Annotated in this window: 17 protein-coding genes; 1 reads left to right on the top strand and 16 read right to left on the bottom strand. The window is 72.3% G+C overall.

Annotated features, from left to right (window positions below):
• Window positions 1–30: 30 nt before the first annotated feature.
• The 10 genes from ACLVWQ_RS10090 to bldG all read right to left on the bottom strand — a co-directional run bounded on the left by ACLVWQ_RS10090 (window position 31) and on the right by bldG (window position 15,007).
• The gene (locus ACLVWQ_RS10090; protein WP_414107970.1) at window positions 31–1,236 is read right to left on the bottom strand and encodes a DNA polymerase III subunit delta'; all 1,206 of its coding nucleotides are present in this window, start codon (window positions 1,234–1,236) and stop codon (window positions 31–33) included.
• A gap of 202 nt (window positions 1,237–1,438) precedes the next feature.
• On the bottom strand, window positions 1,439–4,630 hold the full coding sequence (gene tmk / locus ACLVWQ_RS10095) for a dTMP kinase (RefSeq protein ID WP_414107971.1): 3,192 nt from the start codon (window positions 4,628–4,630) through the stop codon (window positions 1,439–1,441).
• A 137-nt stretch (window positions 4,631–4,767) separates the two neighbouring features.
• Entirely contained in the window at window positions 4,768–7,605 is a 2,838-nt protein-coding gene (gene topA, locus ACLVWQ_RS10100) for a type I DNA topoisomerase (RefSeq protein ID WP_414107972.1), read from the bottom strand.
• A gap of 380 nt (window positions 7,606–7,985) precedes the next feature.
• Entirely contained in the window at window positions 7,986–8,183 is a 198-nt protein-coding gene (locus ACLVWQ_RS10105; protein WP_414107973.1) for a hypothetical protein, read from the bottom strand.
• 438 nt (window positions 8,184–8,621) lie between these two features.
• Window positions 8,622–10,145 (bottom strand): methyltransferase, encoded by a 1,524-nt coding sequence (locus tag ACLVWQ_RS10110; protein ID WP_414107974.1) that lies wholly within the window; start codon window positions 10,143–10,145, stop codon window positions 8,622–8,624.
• Window positions 10,146–10,307: 162 nt separating this feature from the next.
• Entirely contained in the window at window positions 10,308–10,898 is a 591-nt protein-coding gene (locus ACLVWQ_RS10115; protein ID WP_414107975.1) for a small secreted protein, read from the bottom strand.
• 225 nt (window positions 10,899–11,123) lie between these two features.
• Window positions 11,124–13,529, bottom strand: a complete 2,406-nt coding sequence (locus ACLVWQ_RS10120; protein ID WP_414107976.1) for a sodium-translocating pyrophosphatase — start codon at window positions 13,527–13,529, stop codon at window positions 11,124–11,126.
• 63 nt (window positions 13,530–13,592) lie between these two features.
• Complete coding sequence (locus ACLVWQ_RS10125) at window positions 13,593–13,784, bottom strand: hypothetical protein (protein ID WP_414107977.1); 192 nt, start codon at window positions 13,782–13,784, stop codon at window positions 13,593–13,595.
• Between the two features lie 287 nt (window positions 13,785–14,071).
• Window positions 14,072–14,515 (bottom strand): ATP-binding protein, encoded by a 444-nt coding sequence (locus ACLVWQ_RS10130; protein ID WP_414107978.1) that lies wholly within the window; start codon window positions 14,513–14,515, stop codon window positions 14,072–14,074.
• Window positions 14,516–14,665: 150 nt separating this feature from the next.
• Window positions 14,666–15,007 (bottom strand): anti-sigma factor antagonist BldG, encoded by a 342-nt coding sequence (gene bldG, locus ACLVWQ_RS10135; protein WP_003975386.1) that lies wholly within the window; start codon window positions 15,005–15,007, stop codon window positions 14,666–14,668.
• Between the two features lie 81 nt (window positions 15,008–15,088).
• Between bldG and ACLVWQ_RS10140 the strand changes: the two genes are divergently transcribed.
• Window positions 15,089–17,620 (top strand): DEAD/DEAH box helicase, encoded by a 2,532-nt coding sequence (locus ACLVWQ_RS10140; protein ID WP_414107980.1) that lies wholly within the window; start codon window positions 15,089–15,091, stop codon window positions 17,618–17,620.
• A 202-nt stretch (window positions 17,621–17,822) separates the two neighbouring features.
• Here the strand turns inward: ACLVWQ_RS10140 and ACLVWQ_RS10145 are convergent, their stop codons facing one another.
• The 6 genes from ACLVWQ_RS10145 to ACLVWQ_RS10170 form a co-directional block, all read right to left on the bottom strand.
• Window positions 17,823–18,296, bottom strand: a complete 474-nt coding sequence (locus ACLVWQ_RS10145) for an Rv3654c family TadE-like protein (protein WP_414107981.1) — start codon at window positions 18,294–18,296, stop codon at window positions 17,823–17,825.
• Window positions 18,293–18,643 (bottom strand): TadE family type IV pilus minor pilin, encoded by a 351-nt coding sequence (locus ACLVWQ_RS10150; RefSeq protein ID WP_414107983.1) that lies wholly within the window; start codon window positions 18,641–18,643, stop codon window positions 18,293–18,295. The genes ACLVWQ_RS10145 and ACLVWQ_RS10150 overlap by 4 nt, the downstream gene beginning before the upstream one ends.
• Window positions 18,644–18,719: 76 nt before the next feature.
• Window positions 18,720–18,962 carry a DUF4244 domain-containing protein gene (locus ACLVWQ_RS10155; RefSeq protein WP_414107984.1) on the bottom strand — a complete coding sequence of 81 codons (243 nt, stop codon included), beginning with the start codon at window positions 18,960–18,962 and terminating at the stop codon, window positions 18,720–18,722.
• A 76-nt stretch (window positions 18,963–19,038) separates the two neighbouring features.
• Window positions 19,039–19,890, bottom strand: coding sequence for a type II secretion system F family protein (locus ACLVWQ_RS10160; RefSeq protein WP_414107985.1), 852 nt, complete (start codon window positions 19,888–19,890; stop codon window positions 19,039–19,041).
• A gap of 14 nt (window positions 19,891–19,904) precedes the next feature.
• Window positions 19,905–20,789 (bottom strand): type II secretion system F family protein, encoded by an 885-nt coding sequence (locus ACLVWQ_RS10165; RefSeq protein ID WP_414107986.1) that lies wholly within the window; start codon window positions 20,787–20,789, stop codon window positions 19,905–19,907.
• Window positions 20,786–22,144, bottom strand: coding sequence for a TadA family conjugal transfer-associated ATPase (locus ACLVWQ_RS10170; protein WP_414107987.1), 1,359 nt, complete (start codon window positions 22,142–22,144; stop codon window positions 20,786–20,788). Before ACLVWQ_RS10170 ends, ACLVWQ_RS10165 begins: the two co-directional genes overlap by 4 nt.
• Window positions 22,145–22,164: the final 20 nt, after the last annotated feature.

The raw sequence follows: 22,164 nt of genomic DNA on the forward strand, positions 1-22,164 counted from the left end.
CCGGACCGGCCGGACCGGGCCGGAGCCCCGTCACCCCGCCCGCAGCGCCATCGTCATCGCCTCCACCGCCAGCAGCGGTGCCACGTTCCGGTCGAGGGCCTCTCGGCAGGCGGCGATCGCCTCTATCCGGCGCAGCGTGGCCTCGGGCGACGACCCGCGGGCCAGCTGGTCCAGCGTGTCCTGCATCTGCGTGTTGGACAGGGCGAGATCCGTGCCGAACTGGAGCGCCAGCACATCGCGGTAGAACGTCGTGAGGTCGATCAGGGCCAGGTCCAGGCTGTCGCGCTGCGTACGCGTCTTGCGGCGCTTCTGCTTGTCCTCCAGCTCCTTCATCACGCCCGCGGTGCCACGCGGCATCCGACCGCCCTGCCCGGCGCCGAGGGCCGCCTTCATGTCCTCGGTCTCCTTGACGTCGGTCTCCTCGGCGACCTGCTTGGCGTCCTCGGAGGCCGCGTCGATCAGCTCCTGGGCCGCTCTGAGGCAGGCACCCACGTCGTCGACGCGGAGCGGCAGCTTGAGGACGGCGGCGCGGCGCGCGCGGGCCCGCTCGTCCGTGGCGAGGCGGCGGGCCCGCCCGATGTGTCCCTGCGTGGCACGGGAGACGGCGGCCGCGATGTCCGGCTCGATGCCGTCGCGGCGTACGAGGACGTCGGCGACCGCGGCCACCGGGGGCGTCCGGAGCGTGAGGTGGCGGCACCGGGAGCGGATCGTGGGCAGCACGTCCTCCAGGGAGGGCGCGCACAGGAGCCAGACCGTACGCGGGGCGGGCTCCTCCACCGCCTTCAGCAGGACGTTGCCCGCGCCCTCGGTGAGGCGGTCGGCGTCCTCCATGACGATGACCTGCCAACGGCCGACCGCCGGGGACAGCTGGGCCCGGCGGACCAGGTCGCGGGTCTCCTTCACACCGATGGAGAGGAGGTCGGTGCGGATGATCTGCACGTCCGCGTGCGTACCGATCAGGCTCGTGTGGCAGCCGTCGCAGAATCCGCAGCCGGGGATTCCCCCGAGGGCCCGGTCGGGGCTCGTGCACTGCAAGGCCGCCGCGAAGGCCCGCGCCGTGGTGGAACGGCCCGACCCCGGCGGCCCGGTGAAGAGCCAGGCGTGCGTCATCTTCGAGGCCTCGGGCGGCGGGGTGCCCGCCACGACCGCGGTGACCTGGGCGTCGGCGTCCCGCGCGGCAGCCGCCAGCTGCTCGCTCACCTTCTCCTGGCCCACCAGGTCGTCCCATACGGTCATGGGGTGCCGCCCTTTCGTCGCACCTGTGCCTGACGCGTCCCATTGTGCGGGAGGGCACTGACAACGCGAACGCGGACAGCCCTGGAGGCTGTCCGCGTTCGGCGTTCGGCGTTCTCGTTCGGCGTTCTCGTTCGGCGTTCTCGTTCGGCGTTCTCGTTCGCGTTGTCTCTACGTCAGCTCATCAGCAGTCGCAGCAGCAACGTCAGCGTCGCCTGCGCCCGCCGCCGCGTCCCTCGTCCTGCTCGTCGTCGCGCGGACCCAGCAGTTCGTCGGCCAGCGTCGGCAGATCGTCCAGCGGGGTCTCCTCCGCCCAGTCCGAACGGGGACGCCGCCGCGGCACGCCGTCCGCGTCGACCTGGGGCAGCTCACGCGTACTGTCACGGCCGTCACGGCTGTCGCGGCCGTCCGAGTGCCCATGTCCCGGCCGCTCGTCGCGGTAGTACCCGGGCGGCACCCGGTCCTCGGACCCGTTCCCCCGCTCACCGTCACGGTCGTCCCGTACCTGAGGCAGCACAGCCGTCTCGTCGACCGCTCCGCGCGGGGCCGGGGGCTGCGGCAGCACGGTCGTCTCCTCGGAGTCCGACCCCGACCCCGCACCCGCACCCGCACCACTGTGTGCCGGACCACCGGACACCGAACCACCGGGCGCGTTCGGAGGCACCACCATGGGCGTCTGCACGGTGCTCTCGTTGTCGCTCTCGGCCTCCGCGGAGGCCGCCGCCTCGGCTGCCGCTGCGGCCGCCGCCTCCGACGCGGCCGCCGCCTCGTGCGCCGCCGTCGTAGCGGCCGCCGAAGCCGCGGCCTCGGCCGCCCGCCGCGCCGTCTCGGCCTTGACCAGCGCCTCCTCGGCCTTGCGCTGCTTCTCCAGGCGCCGCTCCTCGGCCTCGGCCCGCAGCCGGGCCTCCTCCTCGGCCTGCTGGCGCCGGCGCTCCTCCTCCGCCGCGCGGACCTTCTCCTCGGCCGCGCGCACCTTCTCCTCCGCGAGCTGCCGCGCCCGTTCCTGCTCGGCACGCACGCGTGCGGCCTCGGCACGCTGACGGGCCTCCTCGGCCTGCCGCTCCGCCTCGCGCCGCTGGGCCTCCTCCAGTTCGCGCTGCTTGCGCTCTTCCTCCTCGGCGCGCACCCGCGCGAGCTCCTCCTGGCGCTCGCGCTCCAGGCGCTCCTCCTCGGCCTTGCGGGCGGCCTCCTCCTCGGCGCGCCGGCGCGCCTCTTCCTCGGCGGCCTTGCGTGCCTCCTCCTTGGCCTTGATCTCGGCCTCGGAGAGCGGCAGCACCACGTCGAGCCGGTGCCGGATCACGGTCGTGACGGCTTCGGGCTCCTGCCCGGCGTCGACGACCAGGTACCGGCCCGGATCGGCGGCGGCCAGCGTCAGGAAACCGGACCGCACGCGCGTGTGGAACGCGGCGGGCTCCGACTCCAGCCGGTCCGGCGCCTCCGTGAACCGTTCGCGCGCGGTCTCCGGCGACACGTCCAGCAGAACCGTCAGATGCGGTACGAGCCCGTCCGTGGCCCAGCGGTTGATGCGGGAGACCTCGGTCGGGGACAGGTCGCGCCCCGCTCCCTGGTAGGCCACCGAGGAGTCGATGTACCGGTCCGAGACCACGACCGCGCCCCGCTCCAGGGCGGGCCGCACCACGGTGTCCACGTGCTCCGCGCGGTCGGCGGCGTACAGCAGTGCCTCCGCGCGGTGCGAGAGCCCGGCCGACGACACGTCGAGCAGGATCGACCGCAGCCGCTTCCCGACGGGGGTGGCGCCCGGCTCCCGGGTCACCACGACCTCGTGTCCCTTGGCGCGGATCCACTCCGCGAGGGCCTCGGCCTGGGTCGACTTGCCGGCCCCGTCGCCGCCCTCCAGGGCGATGAAGAACCCGGCGTCGGTGGGCGCCTGCACCGGGTCGTCCCCGCCGCGCAGCGCGTCCCGCAGGTCGTGCCGCAGGGGCACTCCGGAGCGGTCGTCGGCCTTGGCGAGGACCAGTGCGGCCACCGGCAGCAGCAGCGCGCCGACCAGCATCAGGGTGAAGGCGGCGCCGCCGTGCGCGAACACGAACTTGCCGTTCTCCAGGCGGTGCGGGCCGATGGCGGCCGCCACCAGCGGCGCCACCAGGACGCCCACGGCCACGAGGACCCGTACGACCGCGTGCAGGTGTTCCGTCGTGCGCGTACGCCGGTAGTCCTCGGCCTCCTGGTCGAGGAGCGCGTGCCCGGTGTTCGCGGCGACGCCCGCGCCGACGCCCGCGAGACCGACGATCAGCAGCACGGTGGTGACGTCCGGGACGAGCCCGGCGGCGAGCAGCGCGATGCCCGTGAAGGCGATCGCCAGGGCGAGCAGCCGCCGGCGCGACAGGGAGGGCAGCAGCCTGGCCGCCGTACGGATGCCGATCACGACACCGCCGGTCACCGCGAGCACCAGCAGCCCGTACGTCACCGGGCCGCCGCCGAGGTCCTTGGCGTGCAGCACGGACACGGCCACGGAGGCCGCGATCGCTCCGGCGACGGCGGCGCAGGCGAGCACCAGGAGCGGGATGGCCCCCGTACGGCCCTTGTCGATGCCCGAGCCCGTCCTGGGGCGGCGCAGTCCTTCGAGCGGCGACCGCGGGCGCGGGGTGCGCGCGTCGGGCAGTTCGAGGAAGGTGAGCAGCGAGAGGGACGCGGCGAACAGGCCCGCGGCGACGTACGAGGCGAGCGCCCCCTGATGCTGGTCGAACCACGCGAGTCCGGCGCCCAGCAGGTTGTTGACGAGCCCGGCGACGACGAGCGCCGCCGCGGCGAGGGGCGCCGTGCTGAATCCCGTACGCAGCGCGAGGCGCCGCAGGGCGTCGATGTGGTCCGGGAGCGGCCGTATCGTCGCGCCCTCCAGCGGCGGCGCGGGCAGCAGCGCGGGTGCCGCGCTCTCGCGGCACACCGTCCAGAAGCGCTCGGCGACCCCGATGACGAAGGCCGTCACCAGGAGCACGGCCAGCGCGTTCTCAGGTGTCCAGTCGATCCACAGGGGCGCGATGATCAGCAGTACGGCCCGGACGCCGTCCGCGCCGACCATGGTCCAGCGGCGGTCCAGCGGGCCGTCCTGGGCGGTGAGAGTGGTGAGTGGGCCCAGCAGTACCGCCCCGAAGAGCAGCGTCGCGAGGATCCGTGCCCCGAAGACCGCCGAGACGGCGAGGGCCACTCCGCGGTAGCCGCCTCCGAAACTGCCGTCGGCCACCGCCGTCTGAAGGGCGAGCAGCACCAGGACGAGCAGTGCGAGGGCGTCACCGACGCCACCCACCAGCTGGGCGCTCCACAGCCGCCTCAGTTGGGGTACGCGCAGCAGTGCCCGCACCGCTCGCTCCCGTGAGTCTGCGACCAGAAGGTCGTCGGGGGCCGGATGGTGGGCCGTCGGCTGCTCGGCTCGCGTCATTCGGCCAGCCTATCCGGCCACGCGCCGTCCTCGAATAGGGCCCCGAACAAGCGAACGCCCTCGACACCAAGTGGTGCCGGGGCGTTCGTTCCGCACACCCAAGTGGTCCGGGACGACCACGCAGGACGGAGGGGTGGTCAGTCCTCGGCCGTCGCCTTGGCGGCCGTGGTCTTCTTGGCGGCCGTCTTCTTGGCGGTGGCGGTGGTGGCCTTCTTGGCGGTGGTGGCCTTCTTCGCCGCCGTCTTGGTGGCCGCCGCCTTCTTCGTCGCGGTCTTCTTGGCCGGTGCCTTCTTGGCGGCCTTCTTCGCCGTCTTCTTGGCCGGCGCCTTCGCCCGCTTCTCCACGAGCAGTTCGAAGCCCCGCTCGGGGGTGAGCTCCTCGACGCTGTCGCCGGACCGCAGGGTCGCGTTGGTCTCGCCGTCGGTGACGTACGCGCCGAAGCGGCCGTCCTTGACGACGACGGGCTGTCCGCTGACCGGGTCGGTGCCCAGTTCCTTCAGCGGCGGCTTGGCGGCCGCGCGGCCACGCTGCTTGGGCTGCGCGTAGATCGCCAGGGCCTCGTCGAGGGTGATGGTGAAGAGCTGGTCCTCGCTCGTCAGGGAACGCGAGTCGGTGCCCTTCTTCAGATACGGGCCGTAGCGGCCGTTCTGTGCGGTGATCTCCACGCCCTCGGCGTCCTTGCCGACGACACGCGGCAGCGACATCAGTTTGAGGGCGTCCTGGAGCGTCACCGTGTCCAGGGACATCGCCTTGAAGAGTGAGGCCGTACGCGGCTTCACGGCGTTCTTGCCGGTCTTCGGGGTGCCCTCGGGGAGCACCTCGGTGACGTACGGGCCGTAACGGCCGTCCCTGGCGATGATCTGATGACCCGACTCCGGGTCGGCGCCCAGTTCGAAGTCGCCGCTCGGCTTGGCGAGCAGCTCCTCCGCCAGTTCGACGGTCAGCTCGTCGGGGGCCAGGTCCTCGGGCACGTCGGCACGCTGGTGGTCCTCGGAGTCCTTCTCACCACGCTCGACGTACGGCCCGTAGCGGCCGACGCGCAGCATGATGTCGCTGCCGTCCACGCGGTACGACGACACCTCGCGGGCGTCGATGGCGCCGAGGTCGGTGACGAGCTCCTTGAGACCGCCGAGGTGGTCCCCGTCGCCGTTGCCCGCCTCCGCGGCGCCCCTCGCCTCGCCCACGCCGAAGTAGAAACGCCTGAGCCACGGGACGGACTGGGCCTCGCCCCGCGCGATGCGGTCGAGGTCGTCCTCCATCCTGGCCGTGAAGTCGTAGTCGACGAGCCGCCCGAAGTGCTTCTCCAGGAGGTTGACCACGGCGAAGGACAGGAAGGAGGGCACGAGGGCCGTCCCCTTCTTGAACACGTAGCCGCGGTCGAGGATCGTGCCGATGATCGACGCGTACGTCGACGGGCGGCCGATCTCGCGCTCCTCCAGCTCCTTGACCAGGCTGGCCTCGGTGTAGCGGGCCGGGGGCTTGGTCGCGTGGCCGTCGACCGAGATCTCCTCGGCGGACAGCGGGTCGCCCTCGCCGACCTGCGGAAGGCGGCGCTCACGGTCGTCCAGCTCGGCGTTCGGGTCGTCCGCGCCCTCGACGTACGCCTTCAGGAAGCCGTGGAAGGTGATCGTCTTGCCGGACGCGCTGAACTCGGCGTCCCGGCCGTCGGAGGCCGTGCCCGCGATCTTCACGGTGACGGAGTTCCCGACCGCGTCCTTCATCTGGGAGGCGACGGTCCGCTTCCAGATCAGCTCGTACAGCCGGAACTGGTCACCGGTCAGACCCGTCTCGGCCGGGGTGCGGAAGCGGTCGCCCGAGGGGCGGATCGCCTCGTGCGCCTCCTGCGCGTTCTTGACCTTCCCGGCGTACGTACGCGGCTTGTCCGGCAGGTAACTGGCGCCGTAGAGCTGCGTGACCTGAGCGCGGGCCGCGGTGATCGCGGTGTCCGAGAGGGTCGTGGAGTCCGTACGCATGTAGGTGATGAAGCCGTTCTCGTACAGCTTCTGGGCCACCTGCATCGTGGCCTTCGCGCCGAAACCGAGCTTGCGGCTCGCCTCCTGCTGGAGCGTCGTCGTACGGAACGGCGCGTACGGCGAGCGTCGGTACGGCTTCGACTCGACGGACCGTACGGAGAAGTCCGTGTTCTCCAGGGCGGTGGCGAGCGACCGGGCGTTCGCCTCGTCCAGGTGGAGCGTGTTGGCGCCCTTGATCTGGCCGACCGAGTCGAAGTCGCGGCCCTGGGCGACGCGCTTGCCGTCGACCGTGGTCAGACGGGCGATCAGGTTCGACGGGTCGCTCTGGTCGCCGGCGCGGCCGGTGCCGAAGGTGCCCGTGAGGTCCCAGTACTCGGCGGAGCGGAAGGCGATGCGCTCGCGCTCCCGCTCGACGACGAGGCGGGTCGCCACGGACTGGACACGGCCCGCCGACAGGCGCGGCATGACCTTCTTCCAGAGGACCGGCGAGACCTCGTAGCCGTAGAGACGGTCGAGGATGCGGCGGGTCTCCTGGGCGTCGACCATGCGCTGGTTGAGCTCGCGCGGGTTGGCGACGGCGCTGCGGATCGCGTCCTTGGTGATCTCGTGGAAGACCATCCGGTGGACGGGGACCTTGGGCTTGAGGACCTCCAGGAGGTGCCACGCGATGGCCTCGCCCTCGCGGTCCTCATCGGTTGCGAGGAAGAGCTCGTCGGAGTCCTTCAACAGGTCCTTGAGCTTCTTTACCTGGGCCCTTTTGTCAGCGTTGACCACATAGATCGGCTGGAAGTCGTTGTCGACGTCCACACCGAGGCGGCGGACCTCGCCGGTGTACTTCTCGGGCACCTCCGCGGCACCGTTGGGGAGGTCGCGGATGTGCCCGACACTCGCTTCGACGACGTATCCGGGGCCGAGATAGCCCTTGATCGTCTTCGCCTTGGCAGGCGACTCGACGATGACGAGTCGGCGGCCGCCGTGTGCGGTCTCGCTGGTCGGGGACAACTTCGCTCTTCTCTCCGGTCGACGCAGGGGGTCTCGCCCCAAGCCTGGGATTCGGGGGTCGGTCATGCTGACGCTGCGGAGTGTGACGGTACATCCCGCCCCCGTGTCAAACGGGAAAAGCCCGCAACGGCCACTCGAACGGTAACCCGACTCCCGCCATTCCTGCCGCCCGGAGTGCCGACCTGCCGTTTCCGGGCCATCCGGAGCGTGACTTCTCAGTTACCGGAGAGAGGGGGCAGGGCCACCGGAAGGAGAGGGTCCGGCGAGCGCCCTTCCTGCCCCACGCCCGCCGTGCGGCGGCGATTTACGGACAGCGGGGGCGGCGTTTCCCGGACAGCGGGGGCAGGCCCGCGCGCTGCCGGCGTCCGGCGCCCGCACGCTCAGAGGCGAGTGAAACACCACACGGCGAGGGACACGGCGGCCGTCCCGGCGAAGGCCGCGACCGTCAGCGAGGCGACGGGGTTCACTCCGTGGGCGACGGGTGCGCGCTGCCGCAGCCGGACCGCGGTCCACAGCAGCAGCCCGCCTCCGAACAGGGCGAAGACCGATCCCGTGAAGATCGCCGGTCCGCTCTCCATGGCTCGCCCCTTCGCGCTCGTGTGTCCTGGATCGGGACACTGGCACGTCCGGGAAACCGGGATCCCAACCCGGGGTGAACGCGAGACGGCCGGTTCTGTGCGTCCGGGCGCGGCGCACCCCACGAACCCTCCGACCACGACCGGCCCTACGCCGTGCCTGGCCGTCAGTCACACCGGCCCCACGCCGTGACTGACCCACGCCATGACTGCCGACGTCGCGCCGGCCCACGCCACGGCCGGCCCACGCCACGGCCGGCCCATGTGCGGTACGAGACATGCCGTACCGCCGCCGGCCACTTCGACCCCGCTTCGGTCCCCGCTCCGTCGACAGCGGCTCCCGCTCGCCCCGGCACCGACACCGGCACCGGCACCCCGCGCCCCGCACCGCACCGCACCGCACCGCACCGCACCGCACCCGCAAGTGCGCGGCGCCGCAGGCTACGGCGTCGCGGCAGGCTCGATGAAGCCCTGCTCGACCAGCAGCCGGATCTGCGCGGGGGTCCGGTCGCGCAGCAGCACCGGGTCCTCTCCGACCAGTTGGGCGATGGCGTCCAGGATGCGTCCCGCGCTCAGCGTGCCGTCGCAGACACCCGCGAAGCCCGCGCCGACCGTGTCCACCTTGGTGGCCCGCCGCATCCCCCGGTGCTGGCGCAGCACGACGTGCTCCGGGTCCTCGGCGCCGGGCAGTCCGACCTGCTCCTGCACGATCTCCGCGGAGAGCCTGAAGTGCCCCGCGAGCAGGGCCGCGTCATCGTGCGTCCGCAGATAGTCGACCCGCTCGAAGTGCGCGCGCACGCTGTCGCCGAGCGGCTGCTCGACGGGGTGCGGCCACTCCTCGAGGACGACCGAGGGCAGCTCGGCCGCCGTCCTGCGCAGGGTGATCCAGCCGAAGCCGACCGCCTTCACCTTCCGCGCCTCGAACTCGTCCAGCCATGCGTCGTACCGCGCCTGGTACTCCACGGGGTCGCCGTGGTGGTCGCCCGCGTCGCGCAGCCACAGTTCCGCGTACTGCGTGACGTCCTGGACCTCGCGCTGCACGATCCACGCGTCGCAGCCGCGCGGCACCCAGGAGCGCAGCCGGTCCTGCCAGTCCTCGCCCTCCACGTGCTGCCAGTTGGCCAGGAACTGTGCGTATCCCCCTTCGTTCAGCCGGTCCCCCGCTCCCTGAACGAGCGTGCGGCACAGATCGTCCCCGCCCATCCCACCGTCGCGGTAGGTGAGCCGGGCGCCCGGCGAGATCACGAAGGGCGGGTTCGAGACGATCAGGTCGAACGTCTCGTCGGCCACCGGTTCGAAGAGGGAGCCCTCGCGCAGGTCGGCCGCCGGGGCCCCGGACAGGGCGAGGGTGAGCGCGGTGATGTGCAGCGCGCGGGGGTTGAGGTCGGTCGCGCTCACGCGCGTGACGTGCTGTGCGGCGTGCAGGGCCTGGATGCCGGAGCCGGTACCGAGGTCGAGCGCGGAGGCGGCGGGGGAGCGCACGGTCATGCCCGCGAGCGTGGTGGACGCGCCGCCCACTCCGAGTACGACACCTTCGTCATGGCTGCCGATGCCGCCGGCCCCGCCGACCGCGCAGCCCAGGTCCGAGACGATGAACCAGTCCTCGCCGCCCGGTCCCCCGTACGGCCGTACGTCGACCACCGCCGCGACCTCGTCCCCACCGACGCGGGTCAGCCAGCCGGCCTCCAGGCAGTCCGCCACGGGCAGAACGTCCGCCACGCGCGCGTGCGGCACGGGCTGCTGCAGAAGAAAGAGCCGTACGAGTGACTCCAGCGGCGAGTCGCCCCGGGTGGCCCGGAGCGCGGGCACGGTCTCGCTGCGGGCCAGCGCCGCGTACGCGGGGGCGCCGAGCAGATCGAGCAGCCCGTCGGCGCTGAAGGACGCGTTCAGGAGGGCGTCCCGCAGCCGTGCGGTGACGTCGGTGCGGTCGGACGAGGGCAGCGGTGCCAGGCTGGTGTTACTCACCCGCCCATTGTGACGCGCGGCCGGTGACAGGCCACCCGCCGAGTCGTCGAGAAGCCTCACCACGGCGTGCCGCCCGCCCCGTCGTCCGGCCCGCCCCGTCGCGTCATCGGGGCGGCATCGGCCGTCGTCGGGGCGGGTTCGAGAGCCCTGAGGGGCCGGGGGTCAGCTCTTCGTCGCCGAGGCGGAGGAGGACGCGCTCTTGCAGCTCTCCTGCTCGGCCATCGCCTTGCCCACGTCACCCTCCTCCAGCTTCGCGAGGGCGTCGTTGCCGCTCTGGCTCAGCTTGTCCAGCTGGGTGGCGATCCCCTTGAGACCGTCGGCGAACTTCGCCTGGTCCTTCGTGTCGAGGTCGTCGACCTGCTTCTTGAGGTCGCCGTACGACGACGAGATGGTGTTGAGCTCCTTGACGGCGTCCTTCTGCTTCTTCTCGCCGTCGTCCACGTCCGGCGCCCCGGCCTTGTCCACGGCGCCGCCGATCGCCTTGTAGGCGTCGGACATGTCCTGGAAGGCCTGGGAGTCGGTCTTCTGGACGTCCGCCGGAGTGCTGTTGTCCGAGGTCTGCTTCTGGATGGCGGTGTTGGCGGCCGAGATCTTCCTGGCCTGGGGCTGCACGGCGTCACAGACGTCCTTGGCCCAGGAGTTGAGCTTGTCGCTGCTGTCGTCACCGCCGCATCCCGACAACGCCAGCACCAGTACCGCACCGCCGGACAGCGCGGCCGCGAGCTTCTTGTTCACCGGATTGGTCCCTTCCATGGCTCTCGGCCCCGGAACATACACGCCAAGTGGGCGACACCACCGTGACGAACATCCGTTTGGACCGTTATTGAAGCCATTTGCACCAAGCGAGATAAGGCTCACGAACAGGGCATACACACGAGCGGGCGGGCGTACGGCGCGTCAAGACGCGTCGTACGCCCGCCCGTTGGGCGGAACCCGCTCATCCGTCGAGCGGGGCCCGTTCAGGCGATCGTCCGTCGGTCACGAAACCACCGCCGGATCCGCCGACTTGGCCACCCGCTCGGAGTTGCCCTCGTCGCCCACGGCGATGCCGCGCCGCTTGGACACGTACACGGCACCCACGATGACGACGAGCGAGAGCGCCGCGATGAGGATCCGCATGCCCACACTCTTGTCCGCGCCGTAGCTGAACTTGACCACGGCCGGCGCGATGAGCAGCGCCACCAGGTTCATCACCTTCAGGAGCGGGTTGATCGCGGGGCCCGCGGTGTCCTTGAAGGGGTCGCCGATCGTGTCGCCGATCACCGTCGCGGCATGGGCCTCGCTGCCCTTGCCGCCGTGGTGGCCGTCCTCGACGAGTTTCTTGGCGTTGTCCCACGCGCCTCCGGAGTTCGCGAGGAAGACCGCCATCAGCGTGCCGGTGCCGATGGCGCCCGCGAGGAACGAGCCGAGCGCGCCGACCCCGAGCGTGAACCCGATCGCGATCGGCGTCAGTACGGCGAGCAGACCCGGTGTGGTCAGCTCGCGCAGCGCGTCCTTGGTGCAGATGTCGACGACGCGCCCGTACTCGGGCTTCTCGCTGTAGTCCATGATCCCGGGGTGCTCGCGGAACTGCCGCCGCACCTCGTAGACCACGGCTCCGGCCGACCGGGACACCGCGTTGATCGCCAGCCCCGAGAAGAGGAAGACGACCGCGGCGCCCGCGATGAGCCCGACCAGGTTGTTGGGCTGCGAGATGTCCATCATCAGGTTCATCGGAGCGCCCGGACCCGAGACCTTCTGCCCCACGTCGTTCGCGGCCGTGAGGATGGCGTCCCGGTACGAGCCGAAGAGCGCCGAGGCCGCCAGTACCGCGGTGGCGATGGCGATGCCCTTGGTGATGGCCTTGGTGGTGTTGCCGACGGCGTCCAGGTCGGTGAGCACCTGCGCGCCCGCGCCCTCGACGTCGCCGGACATCTCCGCGATGCCCTGCGCGTTGTCGGAGACCGGCCCGAAGGTGTCCATGGCGACGATGACGCCGACCGTGGTGAGCAGACCGGTTCCGGCGAGGGCCACCGCGAACAGGGCCAGCATGATCGACGTACCGCCGAGCAGGAAGGCCCCGTAGACGCCGAGACCGATCAGCAGAGCGGTGTAGACGGCCGATTCGAGACCGAGCGAGATACCGGCGAGGACGACGGTGGCCGGGCCGGTGAGCGAGGTCTTGCCGATGTCCTTCACCGGGCGCCGGGTGGTCTCGGTGAAGTAGCCGGTCAGTTGCTGGATCAGCGCGGCCAGGACGATGCCGATGGCGACCGCGATGAGCGCGAGGATCCGCGGGTCGCCGGACTTGCCGAGGATGGCCTCGTCGGTGACACCGTCCAGGTCGGCGTACGAGGACGGCAGATAGACGAAGACGGCCACGGCCACCAGCACCAGTGAGAACACCGCGGAGATGAAGAAGCCACGGTTGATGGCGCTCATCCCGCTGCGGTCCGCCCGGCGCGGAGCGACCGCGAAGATGCCGATCATCGCGGTGAGTACGCCGATCGCGGGCACGATCAGCGGGAAGGCGAGCCCGGAGTCGCCGAACGCCGCCTTGCCGAGGATCAGCGCGGCGACGAGCGTGACGGCGTACGACTCGAAGAGGTCGGCGGCCATACCGGCGCAGTCCCCGACGTTGTCGCCCACGTTGTCCGCGATGGTCGCGGCGTTGCGCGGGTCGTCCTCCGGGATGCCCTGCTCGACCTTGCCGACCAGGTCGGCGCCGACGTCGGCGGCCTTGGTGAAGATGCCGCCGCCGACACGCATGAACATGGCGATCAGCGCGGCACCGAGGCCGAAGCCCTCCAGGACCTTCGGCGCGTCGGCCGCGTACACCAGCACCACACAGGAGGCGCCGAGCAGACCGAGCCCCACCGTGAACATGCCGACGACGCCGCCCGTGCGGAAAGCGATCTTCATTGCTTTGTGCGAGACGGCGGTGAGATCCTTTTCGGGCTCACCCTCCGCCGGAGTCGCTTCCCGTGCCGCGGCGGCCACGCGAACATTGCTGCGTACGGCGAGCCACATACCGATATATCCGGTGGTGGCCGAGAACGCCGCGCCGATCAAGAAGAAGACCGATCGGCCCGCCCGCTGATTCCAGTCGTCCGCGGGCAGCAGCATGAGCAGGAAGAACACCACGACGGCGAATACCCCGAGGGTGCGCATCTGCCGCCCCAGGTAGGCATTCGCGCCCTCCTGGATCGCCACCGCGATCTTCTTCATGCTGTCGGTGCCCTCGCCGGCCGCGAGCACCTGGCGGACCAGGACACCGGCGACGACAAGCGCCGCAAGGGCGACGGCCGCGATGACCATCACGATGAGGCGGTTGTCGTCGGTGAGTACTGCGGCTGCGAAGGTAGTGGGCTGGTCAAACTGATGAGGGGTAGAAAGCCCCGCCATTCGTCCTCCTTGACGCTTGGACCGAGCTCAAGATGTGGACGGATTGTAGGTACCGGAACCTGATCAAAACAGTGCGCGGTAAGTGGAATCGGCCTTCACAGGCCCTTCAGCAAATGATCCGGGGTTCCGCACGGAACCCGAAAGTAGTAATGCCTCAAAAGCATTGACGGCAGATGACAGCAGGTCCATTGCGGTACGACGCCGTGTAAAGCTGATCGTATTGTTGATCGTCATTCGGATCGTGAATTCGTTCACGAATTACGTGTGGCTTGATCCGAAGCGGCCGGGGAGCCGACCTGGCGGTCGACGAGCCCGCGGGGCGGCCGACGCGGCCACTGCCGCACCCCGGGGGCGTACGGGGAAACGGGCCCCCGGAGACGGCGCACGGGCGGCACGACGCGGCACAGAGGCGCCAGGAGCGACCAGGGGCGACCGGGGTGGCAGAGGGTGGCAGCAGGGGGAGAGTGCGGCGGCCGGACATGCGAAAGGGCCCTGTTGAGCAGGGCCCTTTCGCACATGGTGAGGCAGTACCTAGGGGTTGATCAGGAAATGAGCGTGGCCGGCGGCGTGGTGGGCCAGCTCATCCTGATCAGTCCGCCGTTCTCACCGGCGGTCACTTCCACGTCGTCGACGAGGCCGCTGATGACCGCGAGGCCCATCTCGTCCTCTTCGGTCTCGACGTCCGCGCCGTCGGCTCCGCCCTGGGCGCCCGGCGACTTCTCACCGGGAACCGCGTGCGGCGCCTCATCGCCGACCTCGATGGAGAACTGCTTCTCCTCCTCGATCAGCGAGACCCGCACCGGAGCCGAGATTCCGGCGTTCTGGTGCAGGCCGACGGCCCGGGTGCAGGCTTCGCCCACGGCGAGCCTGACCTCGTCGAGGACGGCCTCGTCCACTCCGGCCCTGCGCGCCACCGCTGCCGCCACCAGTCGGGCGGTCCTGACGTGCTCGGGCAGCGCGCTGAAGCGGAGTTCAACGGTGGCCATGCATCCCCCTCGGAACTACGGGCGTGCGGTCGGGGGGTCGGATCGCCGAGACCCGACCCCCCTCCATTGACTTCTGCCTCCCGGGCCATTCCCGGGATCCGGCTGTGTGCGACTGACCGGCCGGTCGGGGACCGGCCGGACCACAGCCGCTCAGTCGGTGGCCGCCACCGCTTCTTCGACCGAGGTGTGGATCGGGAACACCTTGGTGAGACCGGTGATGCGGAAGATCTTCAGAATGCGCTCCTGGTTGCAGACCAGCCGGAGCGAACCCTCATGGGCACGCACCCGCTTCAGGCCACCCACCAGCACGCCGAGACCGGTGGAGTCGAGGAAGTCCACGCCCTCCATGTCGACGACAAGGTGGAAACTGCCGTCGTTCACCAGCTCGACCAGCTGTTCGCGCAACTTGGGCGCGGTATATACATCGATTTCGCCACCGACCTCGACGACCGTACGATCGCCGACGGTACGGGTCGACAGGGACAGGTCCACGGATCCTCCAGCACCTTGCTAATCGAGCGGTCATCCCAAGGGACACCTCGGCGGAGCCCCCGGGACGGTTCGCCAGCCGCGATGGCATTCAATCACTTACCGGCAGGCGTGCACGACGCCTTGGGCCTATTGTCCGTCACGCCAGTGACACACTCGATGCCGATGGCCAATAATCTCCGACCCGATCGAACCTCGACGGACACCGGATCCCGCCCCACACCGGGCCAGATCCTGGACCGGCTCGCCTCCGGGCCGAGCCGGTCTTCGCGCATCACTCATACGGAGCACTTGCCCCCACGTGAGGGTCGTCATGCCGTGTGGCCCGACCGGATCCGCCCCGAGGTCATCGCGGCCGTACAGTCCGCCGGTATCGAACACCCCTGGGCCCACCAGGCACTCGCGGCCGAGCACGCCCTGGACGGCGAGTCGGTGATCGTCTCCACGGGCACGGCCTCCGGCAAGTCCCTGGCGTACCTCGTGCCGGTCCTGTCGACCCTCCTCGACGGTTCCGAGGCACCGAACGGCCGCGGGGCGACCGCCCTGTACCTCGCCCCGACCAAGGCCCTCGCCGCGGACCAGCGCCGATCCGTGAGGGAACTCTCACATCCGCTGGGCCACGCCGTGCGTTCCGCGGTCTACGACGGGGACACCCCGGTCGAGGAACGCGAGTGGGTACGCCAGTACGCCAACTACGTCCTCACCAACCCCGACATGCTGCACCGCGGGATACTTCCCTCCCACCCCCGGTGGGCCTCCTTCCTGCGCGCCCTGCGCTATGTCGTCATCGACGAGTCCCACACCTACCGGGGCGTCTTCGGGTCGCACGTCGCCCAGGTGCTCCGCCGGCTGCGCCGACTGTGCGCCCGCTACGGCTCCTCCCCCGTCTTCCTCCTGGCCTCGGCGACCGCCGCCGAGCCCTCGGTCGCCGCCTCCCGCCTCACGGGCCTGCCCGTGGTGGAGGTCGCCGACGACGCCTCACCCCGCGGTGAAGTGGTGTTCGCCCTCTGGGAACCACCCCTCACCGACCTGCGCGGCGAGAAGGGGGCCCCCGTCCGCCGTACCGCCACCGCCGAGACCGCGGACCTCCTCACCGACCTGACCCTGCAGGGTGTCCGCTCGGTCGCCTTCGTACGGTCCCGCCGCGGGGCCGAGCTGATCTCGGTGATCGCCCAGGAACGCCTCGCCGAGATCGACCGTTCCCTGGTCCGGCGCGTGGCCGCCTACCGCGGCGGCTACCTCCCCGAGGAACGCCGCGCCCTCGAACGCGCCCTGCACTCCGGGGAACTCCTCGGCCTCGCCGCCACCACCGCCCTGGAACTCGGCATCGACGTCTCCGGTCTGGACGCCGTCGTCATCTCCGGCTACCCGGGCACCCGGGCGTCCCTGTGGCAGCAGGCCGGCCGCGCGGGCCGCTCCGGGCAGGGGGCGCTCGCGGTACTGGTCGCCCGTGACGACCCGCTGGACACCTATCTCGTCCATCACCCCGAGGCCCTGTTCGACCAGCCCGTCGAATCCACCGTCCTCGATCCGGACAACCCGTACGTCCTCGCACCCCACCTGTGCGCCGCGGCGGCCGAGCTCCCGCTGACGGAGGAGGACTTCGCCCTCTTCGGACCGGCCACCGCCGAGCTGCTGCCGCAGTTGGAGACCGCGAAGCTGCTGCGCCGCCGTACGAAGGCCTGGCACTGGACGCGCCGGGAGCGGGCCGCCGACCTGGCCGACATCCGCGGCGGAGGCGGCAACCCGGTGCAGATCGTGGAGACCGGCTCCGGACGGCTGCTGGGCACGGTCGACGCCGGTGCCTCGCACACCACCGTCCACGAAGGCGCGGTCCACCTCCACCAGGGCCGTACGTATCTGGTGGACGAGCTGCACCTGGACGACTCGGTGGCCCTGGTCAAGGAGGCCAACCCGCCGTATTCGACGGTCGCCCGCGACACCACCGCCATCTCCGTCCTGGAGACGGACGTCGAAATCCCGTGGGGCGGCGGCCGGTTGTGCTACGGCTCCGTCGAAGTCACCCATCAGGTCGTCTCCTTCCTGCGTCGTCGTCTCATCACCGGCGAGGTGCTCGGCGAGACGAAACTCGATCTTCCGCCGCGCACGCTCCGGACGCGCGCCGTGTGGTGGACCGTCACCGAGGACCAGCTCGACGCCGCCCGGGTGAACCCCGAGATCCTCGGCGGCGCCCTGCACGCCGCCGAGCACGCCTCGATCGGCATGCTTCCGCTCTTCGCCACCTGCGACCGCTGGGACATCGGCGGCGTCTCCGTCCCGCTGCATCCGGACACCCTCCTGCCCACGGTCTTCGTGTACGACGGCCACCCCGGCGGCGCGGGCTTCGCGGAGCGCGCCTTCCACACCGCCCGCGAGTGGCTCACCGCCACCCGCCAGGCCATCGCGTCCTGCGAGTGCGACGCCGGCTGCCCGTCCTGCATCCAGTCCCCCAAGTGCGGCAACGGCAACGAGCCGTTGCACAAGCGGGGCGCCGTCCGGCTGCTGACGGTGCTGCTGCAAGGGGCTCCGGAGCCCCTGCCAGGGGAGGCCCCGCCGGAGAAGGTCCCGCCGGGGGACCCGCGTCCCGAAGCCGCGGAAACCTCGGAAGCCCCCTAGGGTCCGTCGGTGGACGTGGGCCAGACCCCCGCACCCCCGCGCATCCTGAGCCCCTCCGGCACGACCGACACCGGCACCTCAGAACCACCCGGAACCACAGGCCCGGCCGAGCCCTCGGGCCTACCCGGAGCCGCATGCCTGGCCGGAGCCTCAGGTCCGGCCGAAACCACAGGCCCGTCCGAAGTCGCAGGCCCACCCGAAGTCACGGGCCCGGCCAGCTCTCGGGCGTCCCCGGCGCCGCAGGTCTGCCCGAAGCCGCGGGCTCGCCCGGAGCTGGAGGCCCGCCCGGAGCCGGAGGAACGGGTCCTGCCGAAGGCACGGGTCCTGCCGGGCCGGCCCGGGACCGCACCTCGGCCGTCAGCGGTCCCCGGCCCGCCTCGACCGTGACGTCCGCGGTATCGCCCAGGACCGCGCAGCGCACGATCCGGGTGTCCTGCGCCCGTGCCACACGGTCCGCCCCGGCGCACGCCCGCGTCTCGCCGTCCATCCAGTGGTCGGCCGCCGCGAGGGCCGCCAAATCCGCCGCACCGCCGGCTCTGTGACGGACCACCACCGCCTGCCCCATCGCGAGCACGGCGCCGAAGACCACGCACAGCACCGCGAGCGCACCCACGGTCCAGACGGTGGCCGACCCCCGGTCCCGGACCGGCCCTGCCGCTCTCCTCCACCCGCTCACCGGACCGCCCCCACCGTCTCCTCGGCCAGGGCGACGGCCTCCTGCGACACGGCGAGCGCCAGCCCGTCCGGGCCCGGTGTGTCGGCCTCGACCCGCACACGCACCAGGTCGCCCGCACGCCGGACGAAGACCCGGGCCCCGCTCGGCGCCACCTGCCGGGCGGCCTCCGTCACCGTGCCCGGCGGTTCCTGCCGGGCCGCCGCACGTGCGCCCGCCCTGGCCGCGTCCACGCACTGGATCAACGCGGCCGCGGCCAGCAACGCCCAGACGAGCACCATCGTGAACGCGACCAGCACCGGCAGCACCACAGCCGCCTCCGCTGTCACGAAGCCGCGGTCCCCGGCCATGTCACGGTCACGGCCCCCGGCCACCTCGGGCGGGCCCGGCCCCTGGCCTTCCCCCGTCCCCTCCGTCACCCCTGCCTCAGAACTGCCCATCGAGCGCCCGCCCCACGATGTCCTGGAGCGCGCCGCGCACCTGCCCGCTGGTCAGCACCTCGTAGAGCAGCGCCGCGAACCCCACCGCCGCGATCAGCCCCATCGCGTACTCGGAGGTGACCATCCCGGCGTCCCGCCGCGGCAGCCGAGCGCCGCTCACCCGCGCCCAGCCCGCCAGGGCCGATGCCCGCGCCCACACCCGCACTCGTACCCGCACTGCCTTGCCCATCCGAACCCCCGTACAGCTCTGTCCTGTTGATCTCGGTCACACGTCGCTCGTCACACGTCACTCGTCGCTCAGTCCGTCATCCGCCGCCTCCTCCCAGCACCCCGCTCGCGAGCCCGAGCACCACCGGCAGCACACCGATCGCGATGAACGCGGGCAGAAAGCACAGCCCCACGGGCGCCGTGATCAGGACGCCCGCCCGACGCGCACGCGCCGTGGCGTCCCGCCCCCGCTCCGCGCGGGCCTCGGCCGCGAGGCGCGCGATCGGTACCGCCGCCGGTACGCCCGACTCACCGGCCCGCTCCAGCAGCCGGGCCAGGCCCCGCGCCCCGGGCAGCGCGGCCAGTCCCCGCCACGCCTCCGCCGGTTCGCCACCGAGCCGCACCTCGGCGGCGCCCCGCTCCAGCCGCTCCCCCACGGGCCCTTCCAGGGCCTCTCCCACCGCCCGGGCGGCCACCACCGGGCTCGCCCCCGCAGCGACGCAGGCGGCCAGCAGATCGGCGGCAAGGGGCAGTTGCCGCGCGACCCGCGCCGTGTCGAACTCCGCCACCGGCGCCGGCCTGCGCTGCCACCGCCACATCCCGAACGCGGCCACGAGCCCCGTCACGCCACCGGCCACTCCGCCCACGACCACCCAACAGGCGCTCAGGGCCCCGATCACCGGCAACCAGCGCCGCACGACACCGGCACCGACACGGGCACGAGCACGAGCACCGGGGATCTTCGAGTCGTGTCCGACGACGGCCGGCTCCACAGTCGGCCCGAGCTCGCCGGCCGAGAGCCCCGACGACATCGACGACACCGTCAGCGCCGCCAACCGCCCGCGCGCCCTCCGCCTCCGCCGCGCCGCGCCCAGGAACCGGGCCGGCACCCACACCCCCGCCACCACGCACACCACCACCCCCAGCCTGTGGACAACCTCCGCGCTCATCCCGCTCACTCCGCTCATCCCGACTCCGCTCCCCGTACGATCCGCAGGGCCCAGCACAGGCCGGCACCCTCCAGGGCCCCGCCGACCAGCAGGCAGCCGAGGCCCGCTCCGGTGTGCAGCAGGACACGCAGCGGGGCGGCCCCGAGCGCGGTGCCCAGGAGCACCCCGAGCACCGGCAACCCCGCGAGCAGCACCGCGGTCGACCGCGCTCCCGCCAACTGGGCCCGCAGATCCGCACGCTGGTCCCGCTCCGCGCGCAACGCCCCCTCCAGCCGGTCGAGCCCGGCCGCGAGTCCGGCGCCCCGGTCCACGGCGACACGCCAGCACGCGGCGAGGCCCAGCAGTCCTTCGGCCCCGGGCCGCCGGGCCGCTTCGGTGAGCGCGCCCGGCACATCCCCGCCGAACCGTGCCGCCGCCAGGACCACCGCCCGCGCCTCCCCGAGCCCTCCCGAGTCCCGGGCGGCGCCCAACAGGGCCTCCCCCGGCTGCCGACCGGCCCGGACCTCCCCCGCGAGCACCCCGCACAGCGCGATGACCTCGGTGGCCCGCCGTTCACTCGCCCGCCGCGCCGCTCCGGACCGCCGGGCCCGCCGGACCAGCGGAACTCCGAGCGCGCCCAGGACGACCGGCAGCACGGAGGCCCCCAGCAGACCGACCACGCCCCCGGCGACCAGCGCCCACCACTCACCTCTCGTCCGGTGCGACCGCCGCAGCCACTCCCAGGCCCGCACCGCCTGCCACGACGGCGGCCCGACCCCCGCAGCCCCGTCACGCGCGCCGGCGCCCGCACACACCAACCCCGCCCGCCGCGCCCCGGGCCCCGGCCCGCGCAGCAGCCAGGCCGCCGCCCCGGCGCACGCCGCCACCGCGCCCACCGGCACCTCCGCGATCCCCGTCACAGCCCCTCCCTCCGCTCGCCCACTCGGTCACCCAGGCCACCGAGCAGCTCCCGCAGCCGCTCCCACCCGGGCCCGTACGCGAAGGCCTCCGTGCCCCACCGCAGCGCGGGAACCGTCACGACGAGCCCCGCGGGGTTCCGCTCCAGCACATGCGCCTCGGCGATCCGCCGCCGCCCGGCCCGATCGCGTACGAGGTGGAGCACCACCGACAGCGCGGCCGCCACCTGGCTGTGCAGTGCCGCCCGGTCGAGTCCGGCGGCCGTGCCCAGCGCCTCCAACCGGGCCGGCACCACCGAGGCGGCGTTGGCGTGCACGGTTCCGCAGCCCTGGTGACCCGTGTTCAACGCGGCCAGCAGCGCGACCACTTCGGGCCCTCTCACCTCACCGACGACCAGCCGGTCCGGTCGCATGCGCAGGGCCTGGCGCACCAGGTCCTGGAGCGTGACGAGTCCGGCGCCCTCCTGGTTGGGAGGTCTCGATTCCAGCCGTACGACATGGGGATGCTCTGGGCGCAGCTCCGCCGAGTCCTCGGCGAGCACGATCCGCTCGCCCGGTCCGACGAGGCCCAGCAGAGCGCTCAGGAGCGTTGTCTTGCCGCTGCCCGTGCCGCCGCTGACCAGGAACGAGAGCCTGGCGTCGAGCAGCGCCCGCAGCAGCCGGTCGCCGCCCGGCGGCACCGTCCCCGCGGCCACCAGTTCGTCGAGCGTGAACGCCCTCGGCCGTACGACCCGCAGCGACAGGCAGGTCGAGCCGACGGCGACCGGTGGCAGCACCGCGTGCAGTCGGGTGCCGTCGGGGAGCCGGGCGTCCACCCAGGGGTGCGCGTCGTCCAGCCGCCGCCCGGCCACGGCCGCGAGGCGCTGCGCGAGGCGTCGTACGGCCGCCGCGTCCGGGAAGGACACGGCCGTCAGCTCCAGGCCGCCGCCGCGGTCCACCCACACCCGGTCGGGCGCCGAGACCAGTACGTCGGTGACCGACGGGTCGTCGAGCAGCGGCTCCAGCGGGCCGCTCCCGACCAACTCCGACCGCAGCCGCTCGGCCGCACCAAGGACTTCGGCGTCCCCGAGCACCCTGCCCTGTGCCCGCAGGGCCTGCGCCACGCGCGCGGGAGTCGGTTCTCCTCCGCTCTGCGCCAGCCATTGCCGGACTCCGTCCAGCAGCCCCGGGTCGGCGGGTGGGCTCGTACCCGGCGGCCGCCCCACGAGCGAGCCGCGGACCGGGAGACGCCCACCCGGCGGCCCCGCGTGCACGGGCCCCGGGTGCACGGCCACCCCGCCACGCGGGCCCGTGCCCCTGGCCGTACCGCCGCTCGTACCTGACGGGCCGCTCGTCCTCGGACGACCACTCGTGCTCATACGGTCCCTCGAACTCGTAC

Origin of the sequence: Streptomyces sp. CWNU-52B (assembly GCF_047444975.1) — a bacterium.
Taxonomy (GTDB): domain Bacteria; phylum Actinomycetota; class Actinomycetes; order Streptomycetales; family Streptomycetaceae; genus Streptomyces.